The following is an 18,580-nucleotide window of genomic DNA, read 5'->3' as shown; positions in this document are numbered from 1 at the left end:
CACCCCCTGTAGGACAAAAAGATGCTTCGCGTAGTCTTTTTCTTCGTATGAGGGGCATCTTAACAGCGCAAAGCCCCCGCTTGCGTACGCTCAGTCGACACAGTTTTCTCAGGAGCGACGTTTTTCAGGGGAATGACGGCCAGCTGCCGCAATCAGGCGGGATTTCCAGCGAGGGCGGCGACACCGATGGCATCGCCCTCTTCTCGCGACTCAGAACAGGTTCAGTCCTTCTTTTCCTGCTCAAGCATCTTTGGCGTGGCAGGCAAGCGCTCCACCACCGCCAGTTTTTCCGGGGTCTGCCGGTCGCGCCAGGCACGAAACGCGCTGAGCTCGGCTTCTAGGTTTTTCATCACCCAGGCGAGCACGGCGATGTCGTCAAGCATGCCAAGTCCCGGTATCCAGTCCGGAATGGCATCCAGCGGGCTGAGGAAATACATGAGCCCGGCGACCACCGACAGAATCGCCTTGCCGCTGATCGCCCGGTATTCCCCGCGCCAGTACGCCAGACACAGTGCCTGGAGCAGCTTCAGATCCTCCTTGAGCTTGCCTAACCGATTCCCTTCGCTGGCCGCCTTGCCGGCGACCGCGAACAGCAATGCCGGCAACCGGCCTGCCGCCATAAGCCTTTTGGCCATTGGCAGGTAACGAATCAGATTCCAGGGTGCTTTCATGTTCACTCCAGCGATATCGATAAAAATCGACCAATCGGTCAACCGCTTCTGATGAAACGCCCTGCTTGTCGGGCACTCGCTGACAGGCACACAAGGTTATCCACACAAATTGTGGATAACCTTGTGAACAGAGCCCGGTTTCGGCGCTGAAACGCCCGTTTTATAGGGCTCTGGCTTAAATCGCGCGTTTTTTACTCACACACCTAAACGCAAATAATCGTTGACTCAGTCGCTTCAGGGGGCTAGCCGCAGGCATGGTCAGGCGTGTTCGAAGCCCCGACAAATCCCCGCTTTCGCCTGTTCGCTGACGGTATTGGGACTGCCCTCACCCGGTCAGGTTCGATCTTTTTCGGCAAAAACAAAAATGCCCCGTCTGGACGGGGCATTTTTTCAAGCGGCAATCGAGGTGTCGATTACTTCTTGGCTGCAGGCTTGGCAGGTTCGTCTGCCGGTGCAGTCTCTTCTTCGTCCGCGCCTGCGGCAGGGTCATTGGCGCCTGCAGCAGCAGGGTCCTTGATGCCCAGCAGTTCGAGGTCGAATACCAGCACCGAGTTGGCTGGAATCATCGGGCTTGGGCTCTGCGCGCCGTAAGCCAGTTCGCTCGGGATGTAGAGCTTGATCTTCTCGCCGACGTGCATCAGCTGCAGACCTTCAACCCAACCTGGAATCACGCCGCTGACCGGCAGATCGATCGGGCTGCCGCGCTCGACCGAACTGTCGAAGACCTTGCCGTCAGTCAGCTTGCCTTCGTAGTGAACGGTCACGACATCAGTCGGCTTGGGCACAGGGCCGTCGGCTTTCTTGATGATTTCGTACTGCAGGCCGGAAGCGGTGGTGGTGACTTCCTTGCGCTTGCCGTTTTCTTCGAGGAACTTCTTGCCGGCCGCGGCCGACTCTTCGCTCATCTTGGCCATGCGTTCTTCAGCGCGCTTCTGCAGTTCGCCGAAGGCCGCTACCAGCTCTTCGTCTTTGAGTTTCTGCTCTTTCTTGCCGACGGCGTCTTCGATACCCAGCGCTACGGCTTTGGAATCCAGATCGTCCATACCTTCCTGAGCCAGGCTTTTGCCCATGTTCAGGCCGATGCCATAAGAGGCTTTTTGTGCCGGGGTTTTCAGCTCAACGGTGCTGGCTTGTTTGTCGCAGCCCGCGAGTACCAGACCGACCAGGGCAATCGCCGCTGCCAACCGATGCTGTTTCATCCTGTTTCCTTGTTCATGCGCCAATAGGGCAAACGAGTAAAGCCGCGAGCTTATCAGGCCGCCGCGATCAATGGCTACCGGCATGAGAGGGGGAAAAGGCAGATAAGTTCAGGTAACCAAAGGTTTTCTTGTCCCATCGAGAAAGCTGTTCAGTTTTGGTTCAGGCGCCGCGCGCGAAAGCCGATTGGGCGGGTGACGAATCGGCGGGCGAGCGAAACGCAGGAGATGCCGTTGGCGTTCACTAATTCGCAATAAAGCACTTTTCGACGGGGCATTTATGCCCGCTTCATTCATGGACAAGACAGTACATTAGGGCTGCATGGTCCCGCAGAGCGACCGACAACAAAACCTCCAGCTCGCTTGATAAATCTGCCCACCATCCGGAGTCTTTTCATGAGCAAACCCTGCAACGCTTTGAAGCTGGCGAGTCTGGCGCTTTTGATCGGTGGCACCCAACAGGCCTTCGCCGAGGACATCACGTTCGTGTCTCAGGGAGGGGCTTATCAGGAAGCGCAGAGCAAGGCGATCCTGGAACCGGCGGCGAAAAAACTGGGGCTGACGCTCAAACAGGACAGCTCGCCCAAGGCTTACCCGATCATCAAGACCCAGGTGGAAAGCGGCAAGGTCACCTGGGATGTGGTGGACCTGCCCACCGGCGACTGCGTGCGTGGTCAGCAGGAAGGCCTGTTCGAGAAGCTCGACCCGGCGCTGGTGCCCAATGCCGCGCAATTGCCCGCCGAATTGAAAGATGACTACAGCGTCGGCTACATCAGTTACTCCACGGTGCTGGCTTACCGCACCGACGCGTTCAAAGGCGACCACGTGCCGAAAACCTGGGCGGATTTCTGGGACACCAAAAAGTACCCCGGCCAGCGCTCGCTGCGTAACCTGCCGCGCCCAACGCTGGAAATCGCGCTGCTCGCCGACGGTGTGCCGGCAGACAAGCTGTACCCGCTGGACGTCGACCGCGCCTTTAAGAAGCTTGAGCAGATCAAACCGGACATCGCCACCTGGTGGACCTCGGGCGGTCAGTCGGCGCAGCTGATCAGCGACGGTGAAGTCGACATGATTCAGGCCTGGAACGGCCGCATCAGCGCGGTGCAGGCGGCAGGCGCGCCGGTCGCTTTCGATTACAACCAGGGCGTGCTGGAAACCAATTCGCTGTGCGTGCTCAAGGGCACCCCGCACAAGGCCGCCGCCATGAAGTTCGTCAACGAAGCCATCGATGCGAAGTTGCAGGCCGCGCTGCCGATGATCATCGATTACGGCCCGCTCAATCCAGAGGCGTTCAAGACCGGCGTGATTCCTGCCGAACGTGAAGCCCGTCTGCCGTCTTCGCCGCAGAATATTTCGCGTCAGGCCCTGTTGTCCGCGCAATGGTGGGCCTCGGATGCGGGCGTCAAAGCCGAAGAGCGCTGGCTGTCCTTCGTTCAGAAAAAGTAATGGGAGGCTCCAATGTCCAACGCTTATCTCGCCAAATCCCTGCCCGACTCCAGCGATCAGTATCCGCCACCGATGACCAATGAACAGGCATTGGTGCGCGAGGAGCGCAAGGAGCATGCCTCGATGCTGTTGCTGCTCGCCCCGGCGCTGGTGATGGTGGTGGTGCTGCTGATCATGCCGCTGTGCTGGCTGGCGTTTCAGTCCGTGCAGACCGAAGACGGCTTTTCATTGGCCAACTACCTGCGCATCTTTCAGGAGTCCATTTATTGGGACACCTTCGCCCTGACGTTCAAGATCAGTTTTCTGGTGACGATTCTGTCGATCGTCATGGGCTTTCCCATCGCTTACGCGGCGTCGCGGCTGCACGGGTTCTGGGCCAATCTGGTACTGATCTGCGTGATCCTGCCGTTCTGGACCAGCGTGCTGGTGCGTTCCTACGCCTGGCTGGTGCTGCTGCAACGCCGTGGTCTGGTCAATCAGACGCTGATGGACCTGGGCATCATCGACCAGCCGCTGAACCTTATGCACAACACCACCGGCACCGTGATCGGCACGTTGCACGTGATGCTGCCGTTCATGGTGCTGCCGCTGTATTCGGTGATGAAAAAGATCCCGCAGGATCTGATGCAGGCCTCGGAAAGCCTGGGCGCCAAGCCGTTTTATACCTTCCGCCGCGTGTTCCTGCCGATGGCTGCGCCGGGCATCATGGCCGGTTCCATTCTGGTGTTCGTGATCTGCCTGGGCTTTTTCATCACCCCTGAATTGCTGGGTGGCGGGCGCACGATCCTGGTATCGATGCTGGTGCAACGCAACGTCGAGCTCTATCACGCCTGGGGCGCGGCCAGTGCGGTCGGTCTGGTGCTGTTGTTCGTGGTGTTCCTGATTTTCTGGGGCATCAATCGCTTTATCCCCATCGAACGCATTCTGGGAGCACGCTGATGAACCTGCTTGCCAACCTGCGCCACCTGCGTCTGTCCCGCGTGCTGTTCACGCTGCTGGTGGCGGCGATTCTGCTGTACCTGATCATCCCGGTGCTGATCGTGGTGCCGATGTCGTTCTCCGAAGCGCGCTTTCTGCAGTTCCCGCCCAAGCAGTGGTCGTTTCACTGGTACGAGGCGTTCTTCAACAGCGTGGAGTGGATGTCGGCGGCCAAGGTCAGCCTGATCACTGCGTTCTTCACCATGGTGATCAGCCTGCCGATCGGCATGGCGGCCGCCTACGCGATCAATAATTCGAGCCTGAAGGTGGTGCGCACGCTGCAGATCGTTCTGCTGTTGCCGATGATGGTGCCGATCATCCTGATCGCCGCCGGGGTGTTTTTCGTCTATGCACGGGTCGGTCTGATCAGCACGATGACCGGTCTGGTGCTGGCGCACATCATGCTGGCGCTGCCGTACGTGATCATCGCGTTACTGGCCGGGCTGCGTAATTTCGACATGTCTCAGGAGATGGTCGCGCGCAGTCTCGGGATGAACCGCTTTCGCGCGTTCATGGCCGTGACGCTCCCGCAGATCAAGCCCAGTGTGGTGTCGGCCACCCTGTTCGCGTTCATCACGTCGCTGGATGAGACGGTGGTCGCGCTGTTCATTTCCGGTGGCGATAACCAGACCCTGACCAAGCGCATGTTCACTGCCCTGCGCGACGAAATCGACCCGACGATCGCTGCCATCAGCTCCATCCTGATTCTGGCATCGCTGATCCTGGTGGTGATTGCGGGGCGCAACAAGCAGGGTTGATTGGCTGGCTTTACCTCTGATCGTTCCCACGCTCCGCGTGGGAATGCCGCCTGTGACGCTCCGCGTCACGCCGGGGACGCGGAGCGTCCGGGGAAGCGTCCTCACGCAGAGCGTGGGGCCGATCAAAAACACCCCAGCACAGCCTGCCGTCAATCCTCGCAATTCAGCATCAATCACCCGCCCAACCCTTGATCTCGGCATCGGCCGCTGGGCGCGGGTTTTTACAATGAGTCCATCCTTCGTACCCTCAAGGCCCTGATCATGTTGAAAAACCAGCTGCGTGACCCTTCCCTTCTCGTCGAACGTGCCTACGTCAATGGCGCGTGGATCGAGGCCGATGACGGCGCGACCCTCGATGTGACCAACCCGGCGGACGGCAGTGTCATCGCACGCGTTCCCGCCTTGCAGGCACAGGAGACTCGCCGCGCCATCGAGGCCGCCGAGGCTCGCTTCGCCAGTTGGCGCGAGGTGCCCGCCGCAGAGCGTGCGCGTTACCTTGAGGTGTGGTTCAAGCTGATCATGGACAACCAGGAAGACCTGGCCCTGATCATGACCGCCGAACAGGGCAAGCCGCTGGCCGAATCCCGTGGCGAGATTGCCTATGGCGCCAGCTTCGTCAAATGGTTTGCCGAAGAAGCGCGGCGTATCTACGGCGACACGATTCCAGCGCCCACTGCCGATCGGCGCATTCTGGTGCTCAAACAGCCCATCGGTGTCGTGGCCGCCATCACGCCCTGGAATTTCCCGAACGCCATGATCACCCGCAAATGCGCCCCGGCATTGGCGGCGGGTTGCCCGGTGCTGGTCAAGCCGTCGGAAATGACGCCGCTGTCCGCGCTCGCCCTTGCCGTCCTGGCCGAGCGCGCAGGCATTCCGGCCGGTGTCTTCAACGTGCTGACCGGTCTGCCGGCCGGCGTGGGCGGCGAGATGACCGCCAACCCTGCGGTGCGCAAGTTGTCATTCACCGGATCGACTCGCGTGGGTCAACTGCTGATGAGCCAGTGTGCCGCAACCATCAAGCGCCTGAGCCTTGAGCTGGGCGGCAACGCGCCCTTCATTGTGTTCGACGATGCCGATCTGGACCTGGCCATTGCAGGCGTCATGCAGAGCAAATTCCGCAACGCCGGACAGACCTGCGTCTGTGCCAACCGCATCCTGGTGCAGGATGGCATCTATGACCGTTTCGCCGAGCGCCTCAGCGCTGCGGTGGCCGAGCTGAAAGTCGGTGACGGTCTGCAGAACGGCGTCACCATCGGCCCGCTGATCAACGCCGCGGCAGTGGATAAAGTCGCCCGCCACATCGACGACGCGCTGGAGAAAGGCGCGAGTATCGTCGTCGGCGGCGCGCCGCAAGGCGACGGCCTGTACGTCCAGCCGACCGTGCTGCGCGATGCCAGCGCGGACATGCTGCTGGCCAGCGAGGAAACCTTCGGCCCGGTCGCCCCGCTCTTCCGCTTCAAGGATGAAGCCCAGGCGCTGGCGCTGGCCAACGCCACGCCTTACGGGCTGGGTGCTTATTACTTCACGCAGGACATGCGGCGCGCCTGGCGCGTGGGCGAGCGCCTGGAGTTCGGCATGGTGGGCCTGAACACCGGAATCATTTCCATGGAAGTCGCGCCGTTCGGGGGCATGAAGCAATCGGGCACGGGGCGCGAAGGCTCCAAATACGGGCTCGATGAATTTCTGGAAGTGAAGGCCTGGCACATCGGCGGGCTCAACTGAGCCCACCCTGCGTTTACTGCTTCGCCCCCGCCGCCGGACAGCAGATCGTGTTTTTCCGGCGGCCCAAAACGGCACGAACCGGGCCTGTGCCTGTGTTCAGATGACATGCAGATCTTTCGGGCCAACCCCTTCTGCAAAGAGGACGCTCCATGAATTTCACTGAAGGTTTTGAATCGGTCAGCGTCAACAAGGTGTGCAAGCACTACGGCAGCCTCAAAGCGCTGAACAACGTCGACCTCAAGGTCGAGGCTGGGGAGTTCATGTCCTTGCTCGGCCCTTCGGGGTCAGGCAAGACCACCTTGCTGAGCATCCTCGGCGGCTTCATCCGGGTCAGCTCCGGCAGCATTTTCTTCGGCGAGCGGGACGTCACGCTGATGCCGCCGCACAAGCGCGAAATCGGTGTGGTGTTTCAGAACTACGCGCTGTTTCCACACATGACGGTGGGTGAAAACGTTGCCTTTCCGCTGCGCGCACGCGGGGAAAGTGCGGCCAAGAGTCGCGACCGGGTAAAAAGCGCACTGGCGACGGTCGAGCTGTCGGGGTATGAGGATCGCAACATCGCGGCGCTGTCGGGCGGGCAACGGCAACGGGTCGCACTGGCGCGGGCAATCGTGTTCGAGCCCAAGCTGATCCTGATGGACGAGCCGCTCTCGGCGCTGGACAAACAGCTGCGCGAGATCATGCAGATCGAATTGCGCGCGCTGCACAAGCGGTTGGGGGCGACGATGATTTACGTCACTCACGATCAGCGCGAAGCCCTGACCATGAGCGACCGGATTGCGATCATGCGCGGCGGTCAGCTGGTGCAGGTCGATACGCCCCGTCGCCTGCACGATCATCCGGCCAACGATTTCGTCGCAAGCTTCATTGGCGAAAGCACGCTGGTGCCGCTGCAACGTGGCGCGGACAATGGCCTGACCCTGGGCGCGACCAGGCTGCGCACCACGCGGCCGGTGCCTGCTTCGGGTGATGTGTTCCTGGCTCTGCAATCGGAAAAACTGCTGCTGGACAACGCAAGCTCCGGGCCTGAGTGGAACCGTCTGAGAGGCCGGGTTTCCGACATCGTCTTTCAGGGCGAGAGCCTGAAAGTGTTCGTCGACCTCGAAGGCGGCCCGACCGTCAGCCTGCGCCAGCCGAGCCACCATGAAGGCAATCTGAGCCTGCCGCCCATCGGCTCGCCCATGCTGATGCGCCTGCATCCTGAAGACACCATCGTCGTACCTCGCGCCGGGGTTTGATCGACGAGTTGAACCTGCCGCCAGACCTGTAGGCGTGAGCCGGCTGCTTTCAAGGCCCCTTCGATCACGGCGTAACACCCTACGCCTTCCCGGCTGAAGCCGGTCCTACGAAATTGCGCAACGTCTGTAGGACTGGCTTTAGCCGGGAAGAGGCCGGTGCATGCCGTAGAGATGTAACGTCTGGAATCCGGTCTTCGCGGGCAAGCGCGCTCCTACAGATTCCGTGATTGCAGCGCCGCCAATCCCTGTAGGAGTGAGCTTGCTCGCGATTGGGTGTGCCTGATGTCCACTTTTCATCTGACACACCCCATCGCGAGCGCGCTCACTCCTACAGCAGTTTCAGGCAGCCTCAAAGGGTGTGAGCCTTACCACAAACACCCCGCAGCGAAATATTCCGAAACACCCCCTCAAAACAGTCGATCACAGCGCTGGCCAGCCCAAGTTCAGCGCTTGTGATTCCGGGCAGTTCTTATGCTGATGGCATCACCCGCCCTATTGGCAATCACGGAGATCGAGATGAATTCTGCACTGACTGAAAACCAGCGCTTGCTGGCCCTGCGCGAACAACACGTGCCGCGCGGTATCGCCACCGCTCACCCGGTGGTCGCTGCGCGCGCCGACGGTGCCGAGCTGTGGGATGTCGACGGCAAGCGTTATCTGGATTTCGTGGGCGGGATCGGCGTGCTCAATGTCGGCCACAACCATCCTGACGTGGTCGAAGCGGTGCGCCGCCAGGTCGGTGAAATATCCCACGCCAGCTTTCAGGTCGTTGCGTACGAAAACTATATTCAGGTCGCGGCGCGGCTGAACGCGATGATCGGCGGTGACGCGCATTACAAAAGCGTGCTGTTCACCTCCGGCGCGGAAGCGGTCGAGAACGCCATCAAGATTGCCCGCGGTTACACCAACCGCACCGCCGTCATCTCCTTTCGCGGCGGCTTCCACGGTCGCACCCTGCTGGGCGTGACGCTGACCGGCATGAGCCAGCCCTACAAACAGAACTTCGGCCCCTTCCCCGCCGAGATCTACCACGCCACTTACCCCAACGCCTATCGTGGGGTGAGCAGTGACGATGCGCTGGCCGAACTCGATGAGCTGTTCGCCACCGACGTCGCGCCCGATCGCGTGGCTGCAATCATCATCGAACCGGTGCAGGGCGACGGCGGCTTCCTTGCAGCACCCAAAGCCTTCCTGCAGGCCCTGCGTGAACGCTGCACCCAGCACGGCATCGTGCTGATTCTGGATGAGATACAGGCAGGCTTCGGTCGCACCGGCAAAATGTTCGGCTTCCAGCACGCCGACATTCAGCCGGACCTGGTGACCGTGGCCAAGAGCCTCGCCGGCGGGATGCCGCTGTCAGGCGTGGTCGGTCGTGCCGACATCATGGACGCGCCGACACCGGGCGGCCTCGGCGGCACATACGGCGGCAATGCAGTCGCTTGTGCTGCGGCGCTGGCGGTCCTCGATCTGTTCGAAAAGCAGGATCTGCTGAGCCAGGGTGAAACACTTGCCACGCAGTTGCGCGAAGGCTTGCAGGCGCTGCAAAAGCGCTATCCACGCATCGGCGACGTGCGCGGTCTGGGCTTCATGCTGGCGATCGAAATGGTGGCCGACGACGCTCGCCAGAGCCCGGATGCAGCCCTTGCGCAGAAGGTCATCGATGAGGCGCGCAATGCCGGTCTGCTGGTGATCAAGTGCGGCGTGCATCGCAACGTGGTGCGCTTCCTGGCACCGCTGGTGGCCACGCCGGCGCAAGTGGCAGAGGCCTTGCAGATGCTCGACAAGGCATTGGCTGCGGCCTGCTGAATACACGGCAACACCCACGGCCCGACCTGCATTGGCAGGCTCGGGCTCAGGCTGCATCACAGGGAACCGTCAGCGCTGTTCAGGAGCAAAACATGAGAGTCACCCAGTACAAAGCGCTCGGGCTGTCCATCGCCACTGTGGTTGACCGCGAACGGGGCATCCTTGAAGGGCTGCGACCGCTGGCAGTGCAAAGCGAGGCGCTCACCAGTGACGCGCAATTGCTCAGCGCTTACCGACATGTGGCGCAGGAGCTGGCTGCAGCGCCGGTTCAGGTCAGTGCCACGGCATTCCATGGCCAGCTTTACCAACGTGTGGCGCAACAATTGCAAATCATTCCCGGCTGGGACGAAAGTGTTGCGTTTAGTAGCTCTTCGGCGCAGTGGCCGATTTTCGAAGACGCTCCGGGTGCGCTTCAGTACCTGAGCAAGTTTTACCGACTGATACTGATCGCCCCACCCCAGGGGATCGATGCGACGGCGCTGAGCAGGCGTCTGCCCATCGAGTTCGACGCGATCATCGAGCCGGGCGCAGACGATTGGCATGCCAGCCTCGCCAACGCCTTGCATCGTCTGGGTCTGGAACGATCAGAGCTGTTACCGGTGCGCAGTACCGAGAGTGACGACCCGTGGACCGACCGGGTGGACTTTCCGGTCTGCACACTCCGCCGCGGCCATGACCGGCCGTGGAACCATTCGCCTCAGGCAATGGACGGCAAGCGCTGTGAATACGCCAGTCTTGCCGACCTGGCCCATGCCCATCAAAAGGCATTGCACGCCTGAGACCGACAGCCCGGATATGACATTGCGAGGACTGATCAATGGACGCTGCAACGAAGCTGGACCGTATCGACATCAACATCCTGGTTCAACTGCAGAAAGACGGGCGCATGACCAACGTCAGCCTCGCCGAAGCCGTGGGTCTGTCACCCAGCCCTTGCCTGCAGCGGGTCAAGCGACTTGAAGCTGCGGGCTATATCAGCGGGTACGAGGCACACGTGAACCTGGCCAAGTTCGCCAACTCCGTAACGGTCTTCACCGAAGTGACATTGTCGGACCACAAACGCGCCGACTTCGTGAAATTCGAATCGAGCATCCGCAACATCGACGAAGTGCTCGAATGCCATCTGATCAGCGGCGGCTATGACTATCTGGTGCGCTTCCTGTGCAGCAGCATCGCGCATTATCAGGAATTGATGGAGTCGATCCTGGACAAGAATATCGGCATCGAGAAGTACTTCAGCTACATCGTGATCAAGTCACCAGTGGTCAAGAGCACGGTGCCGTTGAGGAGCCTTGTGCGGGCGGTTTGAGGTTTTGGATTTATCAGAAAAGGGCCTGGATTGGCCCTTTTTCTTTGGGTTGTGCCTGACGCTGTAGCGGGAGCACATTCATTCGCGAAGCATGATCAAGGCCTTGACCCTCTACGGTTGTACCCACCCGACGCGAAACGAATCGCTCCCGCCGTAAGCCCCATGGGTGACGGAGGTCCATGCCTGATCGGCCGCCCTTCACGCCAGAATGCAAAACACCTTGCGCACGGTCTCCTCGCTGACCCACGCATTGGTCGCACCTTTAGGGACCACAACGGTTTCCCCGGCACGCACGCAATGACGGTCACCGCCTTGCGCGGTCAGCGTCACCGCCCCGTCGAGAATAAACATCAGCTCGCTGTAGCTCGGCTCAACCTGCTTGCGGGCATAGCCCTCGCACTGCCACAGACCAATGCGCAGATTGGCCACGCTGAACAACGTCTCACTCCAGGCCCTGGGGGCCGGCGTCAACAGCACGCTGGCCGCGGGCGGAGTGCTCGGTGCAAGCGTTCGCCCCAGATCGATTTTGATCGGCATGGCGGGCATGTCGGAACACGCCTGCAGTCCCGGAAAGGCCATGAACAGACGCCGCAACTGCCCGCGATGATGCCAGCGCACCCGCACGCCGCGAGGCACGACGAAGCAGTCACCGGCGCTCAGTTGCAGGTCGAATCCATCACCTTGCAAGCTCAGTTCGCCCGCCTCGACGATCCCCAGTTCAACCCAGGGAAAATCCTCGATCAGCAGGTTGGCACCGACACTGACGCTGCTGCCGGTGACGAATCCCTGCTGCGCCTCATGGAAATGGATCACCCGCCCTGCCGCCAGCGGATCGTCTTGCAGGGCGAACGCGGCGCAAGGCAGGTCGCGGTCGGTGTGGGGCTGTGAATAGTGCAGAATCGGGGGCATGTGCTGAGTGCTCGCTCATCGTCCGATGACATCAAGAAACTGCTGCCAGCCTGCCGCCAGGCGAACGCCCGGGGCCCGGAAGGCATGCAGCGGAATGGGTTTGAACGTGTCGCCCGCCAGCAGGCCGAGCTCGACGTTTTCGCCGGCGGTCATCGCCGACAGTTGCTTGCCCATCCACGTGGACATCGCCACCCCGCCGCCGTTGTAGCCGATGGCGTAGTAGCTGCGCTCGTCGAGTTTTCCGGCATGCGGAAGGTAGTCCAGGGTCATCGCCACCAGACCCGACCAGCGATAGGCGACCTTGTAATCGCGCAAAATCGGGAACACCACCGCCATGCTGCGCTGCAGGTCGTCGAAGGCGCTGCTTGAATCGTTTTTACCGAACGCGCCGCGCCCGCCGAAGATCAGCCGGTCACCTACCACGCGGAACCAGCGCAGCATGCGTTTGGTGTCGCCACAGACCTGCCCGCCGGGCATCAGCGTCGCAAGCACGTGGGCAGGCAGCGGCTCGGTGGCGATGATCGCGCTGCGAAACGGAATCAGCCGACGATGCAGGCTGTCGGTGACGCGGGTCTGATCCGAATAACCGTTGGTGGCATAGATCACCTGACGCGCGCTGACGCGGCCTTGCGGCGTCTGCACGATCACCCGATCGCCTTCACGAGTCACCCGCTGAGCCGCGCTGTTGATGAAAATCTTCACCCCGCGGTCCGTCAGGTGCCGGGCGATGCCACGGGCGTAATTCAGAGGATGGATACCGCCGGCCTTGGGGGTCAGCAGGCCGCCGGCAAAAATCGTCGAGCCGGTCATTTCCCGTACCTGATCGGCCGGGATCATCACCGATGAAGCGCCGCCGGTTTCCCGCTTGATCCAGTTGGCGGTACTTTCAAGGCCCGCCAGTGCATGCACGTTGTGCGCAGCGGCGATGTGCCCGCCCATGTGCAGGCTGGCATCGGTCAGCCCCAGGGTTTCAACGGTTTCCACCAGGCTGTCCACGGCGGCGTAACCGGTGCGGTACATGTGCAAGGCGGTGTCGCGATTGTAACGCGCCATCAGGGCCGAAAAGCCTACGCGGAATTTTGGCGAAACCACCCCGCCGTTACGCCCGCTGGCGCCCCAGGCGAGCGTGTTGGCGTCGACGATCAGCGGCTCGCGGCCACTGTCGGCGATGTGGCGGGCTGCCGAGAGACCGGTGTAACCGGCGCCGATGATCACCACGTCACACTGCCGCTCACCTTCGAGCGATTGCAATGCCGGTGCGGGTTGGGCGGTGGCCGCCCATAAGCTCTGAACAGTCATGCCAGCCTCTGGGCTCAGGAAGAATGGCGCTCGCGATCGGGCGCGAGCGCCGACAGGGTTCAACCCAGTTCTTTTTCCACGGCGTCGGCCAGTTGCGCCAGCGAGGTGAAATGGTAGTGCGGCTCGGTACGCTCGGATTCCAGCGTGCCGCCGGTGCCTTTCTGGGCGAAGCGCCGCTCGATCCAGCAGGTCTGGTAACCCAGGCGCATGGCCACGCCGATGTCGTGATACTGGCTTTGCGCAACGTGGAGGATTTCTTCGAAGACAATGCCCTGCGTCGAGGCCAGCACGCCTCGTGTGTAGGCGAAGAACTGCGGATCGGGCTTTTCGAAACGGACATCGTCGACAGTGACGCGCACGTCGAACGGCTGGCCGAGCGTCTCGGCCATGTGGTTGAGTGCCCAGATCTGCGAGTTGGTGGTGGCGACCAGCTTGAAGTGTTTACGCAGGCGCTTGAGGGCTTCGACCGAGTCCGGGAAGGCCGGGAAATTTTTCACCGACTGAGCCAGGCCTTTGGCGTAGTCATCGTTGTCCGGCAGCCCCAGCTTGGCGGCGATGACGTGGTAGCAGCGCTCCAGATCGTCCGGCCACCAGCCCGAATCCGTGGAGGCGCGCGCTTCGCGATAGGCCTTGAGGATGTCATCGTCGCTGCAGGCTTTACCGGCTTCGCCGGACACTTCGCGCACATGGGCGAGGATCCCGGCTTCGAAATCGATCAGGGTACCGACGACGTCGAACGTCAGGGCTTTGAACTGCTTGAAAGACATAGGGCGCTCCGCAAGAAAAGTCGTGAGAGTGAAACGGGCTGGACAGGCCCATTATCTGCCCCGCTTCTCGCGCAATATTCTGTTTTGCCCTGCCCGTAAGGCATAACCTACTGTTTTTCTACTCGACGTGCCGCACCTGTGCTCAAGCGGGTTTTCAGCAGCGTTTCAAGGGGTGTTCTTGAGGACGGCGGCAAGACCCAGATGCGGGTAAAGCGCGTCGATGGCGAGCAGATCGGCGTGCATCTCTTCGATGATCCAGTCGCGCACCTGTTCGACCACCGGACGCACTGGACGACTGCCCGGCACCACCAGACAACAGCGTCGGGACGTGACCCGGACAGCATCCGTGGCAGGGACCAGCTCGCCTTTGCAGAGCGAGTTGGACACGACGTTCAACCAGCCCAGCGCAATGCCCTGCCCCAGTAACGCGGCCTGCACGACGACCGCGTAATCCGAGAACACCAGGGTGTTGTCCGGCCGGCCCGCGGTCTCGAAAGCGGCTGCCCAGCTGCGATCCTGATTGTCCATGCTGATGAGTGCCGGTACCCGCTTGCGACCCTTGCCCTGTACCACGTCGGCCAGGTATTGAGGGTTGCACACCGGCAGGACAATCTCCGGCATCACCAGTGAATCCGCGGGTTTCAGGCTGCCGGACTCCAGATAGCGCATCCCCAGATCGACATCCACCAACGGCCCGCCGATCCTTCCCGACATCAGCTGATAGCGCATGTCGACCGTGGGAAACCGTTCATTGAAGCGGCGCATGCGTGGCATCAGCCAATGCGTGGTGAACGCAGTGGACACCGACAGCGTCACGGTCTCGATGCCTGTGGCGCGCGCTTCGATTTCACTGATCGCCGACTCGATGGTGCTGAAGCCTTCCTGCACCCGACGATACAAAATGCTGCCGCTGTCGGTCAGTCGGGCGCCGCCCCGGACGCGTTCGAACAGCTGCACGCCCAGGTGCTCTTCCAGGCGCGACAACATGCGGCTGACGGCCGGTTGACTGACACACAGTTCATCGGCCGCCCGCGTGAAACTGCCACATCGCGCGGCCGCTTCGAAGACGAACAGGGAACTGGAGCTGGGGAGCTTGCGACGTAAATTAGACATGACCTGAGATTATGCTTAATCCAACTATTAGTAAATTGTCGGTGAAAAAAAACCGAGCCTACTCTTGCCAGCCAATGTGTCCGGCTCGCGACCCTCGTTTGCCCTGCCACACACCCTCGTTTCCCCTCTTCGAAGAGACCGTTGCTGATATGGATAACGCCCTGAAATTTTATATCGATGGCCGCTGGGTTGAACCCCATGGCAGCACCCGCCTGCCGGTGATCGACCCCGCGACCGAACAGCCATTCTGCGAGATCGCCATGGGCAATCTGGCCGATGTCGAAGACGCCGTGGCAGCGGCGCGGCGCGCCTTTCCAGCCTTCGCACGGACGACGCCCGGGGAGCGCAAACAGTTGCTGCAACGCATCCTTGACGGGTTCATGACACGTTATGACGAAATCGCCGAAGCCATCGTTCGCGAAGTCGGCGCGCCCACGTCGCTGTCCCACGACTGGCAGGCCGGCATCGGCAAATTCCACCTGGAACAGCTGCTGCGCACCCTCGACACGTTCGAATTCCAGAAGACCCGAGGCACGACGCTGATCAATCAGGAGGCCGTGGGTGTGGTGGCGTTGATCACGCCCTGGAACTGGCCGATCAACCAGATCGTCTGCAAAGTGGCGCCGGCCCTTGCCGCTGGCTGCACGATGGTGCTCAAGCCGAGCGAGATTGCACCGATCAACGCGCTGCTATTCGCCGAAGTGCTGCACGATGCTGGCGTGCCGCCCGGCGTGTTCAACCTGATCAACGGCGACGGCCCAAGCGTGGGCGCGGCGCTGGCAGCGCATCCGCAGGTGGACATGGTCTCGTTCACCGGATCGACCCGCGCCGGTGTCGAGATCGCACGCCTGGCCGCGCCGACCGTCAAGCGCGTGCATCAGGAACTGGGCGGCAAGTCGGCGAACATTCTGCTCGATGACGTTGATCTGGAGGCGGCTGTGACTGCCGGTGTGAACAGCTGTTTCGGCAACAGCGGCCAGTCGTGCAATGCACCGACCCGGATGCTGGTGCCTGCCGCGCTGCATGATCGCGCGGTGGAGATCGCTCGACGCGCCGCCCTCGCTCATCGGCCCGGCGCCCCTGCCGCGGCACACACGACGATGGGTCCGGTGATCAGCGAACGGCAGTTCGACGCGATCCAGCGGATGATTGCCATCGGCATCGATGAAGGCGCACAACTGGTGTGCGGAGGCACGGGACGGCCGGCGCATCTGCCGACGGGTTACTACGTGCAGCCGACGATTTTCGCTCATGTCAGCCCGGAGATGACCATTGCACGGGACGAGATTTTCGGTCCGGTGCTGGTGATTCAGCCGTACGAAAATGACGCGCACGCGGTGCAACTGGCCAACGACAGCGTGTTCGGCCTCGCCGCCTACGTGCAATCGTCCGATCTGCAGCGTGCGCGGGACATCGCCCTGCAGCTGCGTGCCGGAAGCGTCTACGTCAACTATCCCGCGTGGGACCCGGCGGCGCCGTTCGGCGGGTACAAGCAGTCGGGCAACGGCCGCGAATATGCCGAATGGGGACTGGAAGCGTTTCTGGAAACCAAGGGCATCGTGGGCTGGGGCCACTGATGTAAGACAAACCGCGCGCCCGGTTGCACAGGCGCGCGGCGTACCGTGAAATGCATCACAGGTGGGCGACTGCCTCGCTCATCTGCGCCACAGGGGTCTTGATCAGATCCGCCACGCGCTCGGCGATCATGATCGTCGGCACGTTGGTATTGGCGCACGGGATCGACGGCATCAGCGATGCATCGCAGACCCGCAAGGCGTCGACGCCTATCACCCGTGCATCGCCGGTCGTCACGGCAAGCGGATCATCCGCGTGCCCCATGCGACAGGTGCCGGACGGATGCCAGGTGCCACCAACGTTGCGCTGCACGAATTCGGTCAGCGCCTGATCGTCGGCCAGCAGTTTCTTGAGGGTCACGCCCTGAGTCACCAGGCCATGAACCAGCAGTGCCCGGAATGGACCGGCAATATCCAGCAGCACACTCAACACGCCGCGCTGCAAGGCATTGAACAGACCCGGCATCGCGACCTTCGCCACCCGCGGCGAGTAACTGGAGGCGAACACCACACTGCGCTCGTCACGCAGCGCATCACTCGATAACGCGCGCGCGCCGAATTGCAGCGCCTGCTTGAGCCGCTGCAGATCCCGAGGGTCAGAGAGCATCTCGAAATTTACCTGCGGCTCGTCGCCAGGATCGCTGGACGCCAGGCGCAGACGGCCCCGGGAGAAGGATTTGTTGACCCAGAAAAAAATCGTTCCCAACCGATAACCGATCGAATGCCAGCCTGAACGCGACAGGATCGCGCCGTGCATGTCGCCCGGCACGGCGCCTTCCACGCCGGAAGAAAACCGCACGATGGCCTGCTCATGGTGTTCCTCAGGAAACGGTGTCCGGCCACGCCGGGTCAGCAACGCCGAAACCGCGATCGAAGGATGTTCCATCAGGTTGCCACCCACGCCCGGCCGATCGGCGACCACAGGAATGCCCAGCGAACGCAGATCCTGCGCTGGGCCGATGCCGCTGCGCAGCAGGATCGCCGGACTGTGAATGGCCCCCGCGCAGACGATGACCTCCCGCGCCACCAGGGATTCGCGCTGTGCCGCTGCGTTGATGATCCGGGCACCGACGGCGCGACGGCCTTCGATCAGCACGCGATCGACCATGCAGTGAGTCCGCAGGGTCAGATTGCTGCGCCGACGCACCTCGTCGGTCAGGTAGCACACGGAGGTGGGAATCCGTTCGCCCTGCTCGCTGACCCCGATCGCGCCGACGTAAGTGCCATCTTCCCACGGCCCATTCTGATCAGGCTTGTGCGCCAGGCCTTGCGCGGCGAAGACCTGAATCACCTTGTTAACGAACGGCGACAGAAACTGCGCGGGCGTGCGACGAATCCGCACCGGGCCATCGCTGCCATGATGCGCTGCGTGCGGCGGTCCGTTGAAATCCGTGTCGTTTTCCAGCTTGCGAAAGTACGGCAGGCAGGTGGCCCAGTTCCAGCCGTCGGCGCCAAGCGTCTCCCATTCGTCATAGTCGGCGGGGGCGCCACGGTTGGTCATCAACGCATTGATCGCCGAGCCGCCGCCGAGTATCCGCGCCTGCTCATAACGCCGAGAGGCGTTCGCCCGCTGGCCCATCAACGCCGTCAGACTTTTCCAGATATTGCTCACGTCCAGATAGGCACGACCGGGATAACGGCTGCGGATCGCCGGCGGCATGGTCTGCGCCGAGATGTCCCGCCCCGCTTCGATCAGGCAGACCTGCACGTTCGGGTCCTCCGAGAGCCGCGCGGCGAGCACACAGCCCGCCGAACCGCCTCCGAGAATCAGGTAATCGATCATCGAAGGACCTC

The 18,580-nt window shown here is 61.8% G+C and carries 16 protein-coding genes; 9 read left to right on the top strand and 7 right to left on the bottom strand.

The annotated features are described in order from the left end of the window. Positions 1-221: 221 nt before the first annotated feature. The gene (locus QRN36_RS26330) at positions 222-671 is read right to left on the bottom strand and encodes a YkvA family protein (RefSeq protein ID WP_285426705.1); all 450 of its coding nucleotides are present in this window, start codon (positions 669-671) and stop codon (positions 222-224) included. Positions 672-1,084: 413 nt separating this feature from the next. Next, positions 1,085-1,870: an FKBP-type peptidyl-prolyl cis-trans isomerase gene (locus QRN36_RS26325; RefSeq protein ID WP_285426704.1), complete on the bottom strand. Its 786-nt coding sequence runs from the start codon at positions 1,868-1,870 to the stop codon at positions 1,085-1,087. Between the two features lie 393 nt (positions 1,871-2,263). Between QRN36_RS26325 and QRN36_RS26320 the strand changes: the two genes are divergently transcribed. From QRN36_RS26320 to QRN36_RS26285, 8 genes are all read left to right on the top strand, one after another. After that, complete coding sequence (locus QRN36_RS26320; protein ID WP_285426703.1) at positions 2,264-3,313, top strand: ABC transporter substrate-binding protein; 1,050 nt, start codon at positions 2,264-2,266, stop codon at positions 3,311-3,313. A 12-nt stretch (positions 3,314-3,325) separates the two neighbouring features. Further along, on the top strand, positions 3,326-4,252 hold the full coding sequence (locus QRN36_RS26315) for an ABC transporter permease (protein ID WP_285426702.1): 927 nt from the start codon (positions 3,326-3,328) through the stop codon (positions 4,250-4,252). Beyond that, positions 4,252-5,049: an ABC transporter permease gene (locus tag QRN36_RS26310; protein WP_285426701.1), complete on the top strand. Its 798-nt coding sequence runs from the start codon at positions 4,252-4,254 to the stop codon at positions 5,047-5,049. Before QRN36_RS26315 ends, QRN36_RS26310 begins: the two co-directional genes overlap by 1 nt. A gap of 261 nt (positions 5,050-5,310) precedes the next feature. After that, positions 5,311-6,771 carry an NAD-dependent succinate-semialdehyde dehydrogenase gene (locus QRN36_RS26305; protein WP_093463706.1) on the top strand — a complete coding sequence of 487 codons (1,461 nt, stop codon included), beginning with the start codon at positions 5,311-5,313 and terminating at the stop codon, positions 6,769-6,771. A 149-nt stretch (positions 6,772-6,920) separates the two neighbouring features. Then, positions 6,921-8,009, top strand: a complete 1,089-nt coding sequence (locus QRN36_RS26300; RefSeq protein ID WP_285426700.1) for an ABC transporter ATP-binding protein — start codon at positions 6,921-6,923, stop codon at positions 8,007-8,009. A 516-nt stretch (positions 8,010-8,525) separates the two neighbouring features. Then, the gene (gene gabT, locus QRN36_RS26295) at positions 8,526-9,815 is read left to right on the top strand and encodes a 4-aminobutyrate--2-oxoglutarate transaminase (RefSeq protein WP_285426699.1); all 1,290 of its coding nucleotides are present in this window, start codon (positions 8,526-8,528) and stop codon (positions 9,813-9,815) included. Between the two features lie 92 nt (positions 9,816-9,907). Beyond that, positions 9,908-10,594 (top strand): hypothetical protein, encoded by a 687-nt coding sequence (locus QRN36_RS26290; protein WP_285426698.1) that lies wholly within the window; start codon positions 9,908-9,910, stop codon positions 10,592-10,594. 38 nt (positions 10,595-10,632) lie between these two features. Next, positions 10,633-11,124, top strand: a complete 492-nt coding sequence (locus QRN36_RS26285; protein ID WP_093463694.1) for an Lrp/AsnC family transcriptional regulator — start codon at positions 10,633-10,635, stop codon at positions 11,122-11,124. Between the two features lie 198 nt (positions 11,125-11,322). Here QRN36_RS26285 and QRN36_RS26280 read toward each other — a convergent pair whose 3' ends face one another. The 4 genes from QRN36_RS26280 to QRN36_RS26265 all read right to left on the bottom strand — a co-directional run bounded on the left by QRN36_RS26280 (position 11,323) and on the right by QRN36_RS26265 (position 15,212). After that, positions 11,323-12,033: a cupin domain-containing protein gene (locus tag QRN36_RS26280; RefSeq protein ID WP_285426697.1), complete on the bottom strand. Its 711-nt coding sequence runs from the start codon at positions 12,031-12,033 to the stop codon at positions 11,323-11,325. 15 nt (positions 12,034-12,048) lie between these two features. Next, positions 12,049-13,332 (bottom strand): FAD-binding oxidoreductase, encoded by a 1,284-nt coding sequence (locus QRN36_RS26275; protein ID WP_285426696.1) that lies wholly within the window; start codon positions 13,330-13,332, stop codon positions 12,049-12,051. A gap of 59 nt (positions 13,333-13,391) precedes the next feature. Next, positions 13,392-14,099: an HAD-IA family hydrolase gene (locus QRN36_RS26270; protein WP_285426695.1), complete on the bottom strand. Its 708-nt coding sequence runs from the start codon at positions 14,097-14,099 to the stop codon at positions 13,392-13,394. A 165-nt stretch (positions 14,100-14,264) separates the two neighbouring features. Next, on the bottom strand, positions 14,265-15,212 hold the full coding sequence (locus QRN36_RS26265; RefSeq protein WP_285426694.1) for a LysR family transcriptional regulator: 948 nt from the start codon (positions 15,210-15,212) through the stop codon (positions 14,265-14,267). A gap of 149 nt (positions 15,213-15,361) precedes the next feature. Here QRN36_RS26265 and QRN36_RS26260 point away from each other — a divergent pair, with 149 nt between their 5' ends. Continuing rightward, a complete protein-coding gene (locus tag QRN36_RS26260) occupies positions 15,362-16,789 on the top strand; it encodes an aldehyde dehydrogenase family protein (RefSeq protein WP_285426693.1) in 1,428 nt (475 codons plus the stop codon). 55 nt (positions 16,790-16,844) lie between these two features. Here QRN36_RS26260 and QRN36_RS26255 read toward each other — a convergent pair whose 3' ends face one another. After that, positions 16,845-18,569, bottom strand: a complete 1,725-nt coding sequence (locus QRN36_RS26255; RefSeq protein ID WP_285426692.1) for a GMC family oxidoreductase N-terminal domain-containing protein — start codon at positions 18,567-18,569, stop codon at positions 16,845-16,847. Positions 18,570-18,580 lie beyond the last annotated feature (11 nt).

The sequence above is a fragment of the Pseudomonas sp. efr-133-TYG-103a genome (assembly GCF_030209235.1).
Taxonomy (GTDB): domain Bacteria; phylum Pseudomonadota; class Gammaproteobacteria; order Pseudomonadales; family Pseudomonadaceae; genus Aquipseudomonas.
This window is presented reverse-complemented; position numbering and strand designations above follow the sequence as displayed.

What these genes read in the sequence shown, in the direction of transcription:
- QRN36_RS26330 (WP_285426705.1), bottom strand. Translation starts at nt 671, where the DNA reads ATGAAAGCACCCTGGAATCTGATTCGTTACCTGCCAATGGCCAAAAGG.
- QRN36_RS26325 (WP_285426704.1), bottom strand. Translation starts at nt 1,870, where the DNA reads ATGAAACAGCATCGGTTGGCAGCGGCGATTGCCCTGGTCGGTCTGGTA.
- QRN36_RS26320 (WP_285426703.1), top strand. Translation starts at nt 2,264, where the DNA reads ATGAGCAAACCCTGCAACGCTTTGAAGCTGGCGAGTCTGGCGCTTTTG.
- QRN36_RS26315 (WP_285426702.1), top strand. Translation starts at nt 3,326, where the DNA reads ATGTCCAACGCTTATCTCGCCAAATCCCTGCCCGACTCCAGCGATCAG.
- QRN36_RS26310 (WP_285426701.1), top strand. Translation starts at nt 4,252, where the DNA reads ATGAACCTGCTTGCCAACCTGCGCCACCTGCGTCTGTCCCGCGTGCTG.
- QRN36_RS26305 (WP_093463706.1), top strand. Translation starts at nt 5,311, where the DNA reads ATGTTGAAAAACCAGCTGCGTGACCCTTCCCTTCTCGTCGAACGTGCC.
- QRN36_RS26300 (WP_285426700.1), top strand. Translation starts at nt 6,921, where the DNA reads ATGAATTTCACTGAAGGTTTTGAATCGGTCAGCGTCAACAAGGTGTGC.
- gabT (WP_285426699.1), top strand. Translation starts at nt 8,526, where the DNA reads ATGAATTCTGCACTGACTGAAAACCAGCGCTTGCTGGCCCTGCGCGAA.
- QRN36_RS26290 (WP_285426698.1), top strand. Translation starts at nt 9,908, where the DNA reads ATGAGAGTCACCCAGTACAAAGCGCTCGGGCTGTCCATCGCCACTGTG.
- QRN36_RS26285 (WP_093463694.1), top strand. Translation starts at nt 10,633, where the DNA reads ATGGACGCTGCAACGAAGCTGGACCGTATCGACATCAACATCCTGGTT.
- QRN36_RS26280 (WP_285426697.1), bottom strand. Translation starts at nt 12,033, where the DNA reads ATGCCCCCGATTCTGCACTATTCACAGCCCCACACCGACCGCGACCTG.
- QRN36_RS26275 (WP_285426696.1), bottom strand. Translation starts at nt 13,332, where the DNA reads ATGACTGTTCAGAGCTTATGGGCGGCCACCGCCCAACCCGCACCGGCA.
- QRN36_RS26270 (WP_285426695.1), bottom strand. Translation starts at nt 14,099, where the DNA reads ATGTCTTTCAAGCAGTTCAAAGCCCTGACGTTCGACGTCGTCGGTACC.
- QRN36_RS26265 (WP_285426694.1), bottom strand. Translation starts at nt 15,212, where the DNA reads ATGTCTAATTTACGTCGCAAGCTCCCCAGCTCCAGTTCCCTGTTCGTC.
- QRN36_RS26260 (WP_285426693.1), top strand. Translation starts at nt 15,362, where the DNA reads ATGGATAACGCCCTGAAATTTTATATCGATGGCCGCTGGGTTGAACCC.
- QRN36_RS26255 (WP_285426692.1), bottom strand. Translation starts at nt 18,569, where the DNA reads ATGATCGATTACCTGATTCTCGGAGGCGGTTCGGCGGGCTGTGTGCTC.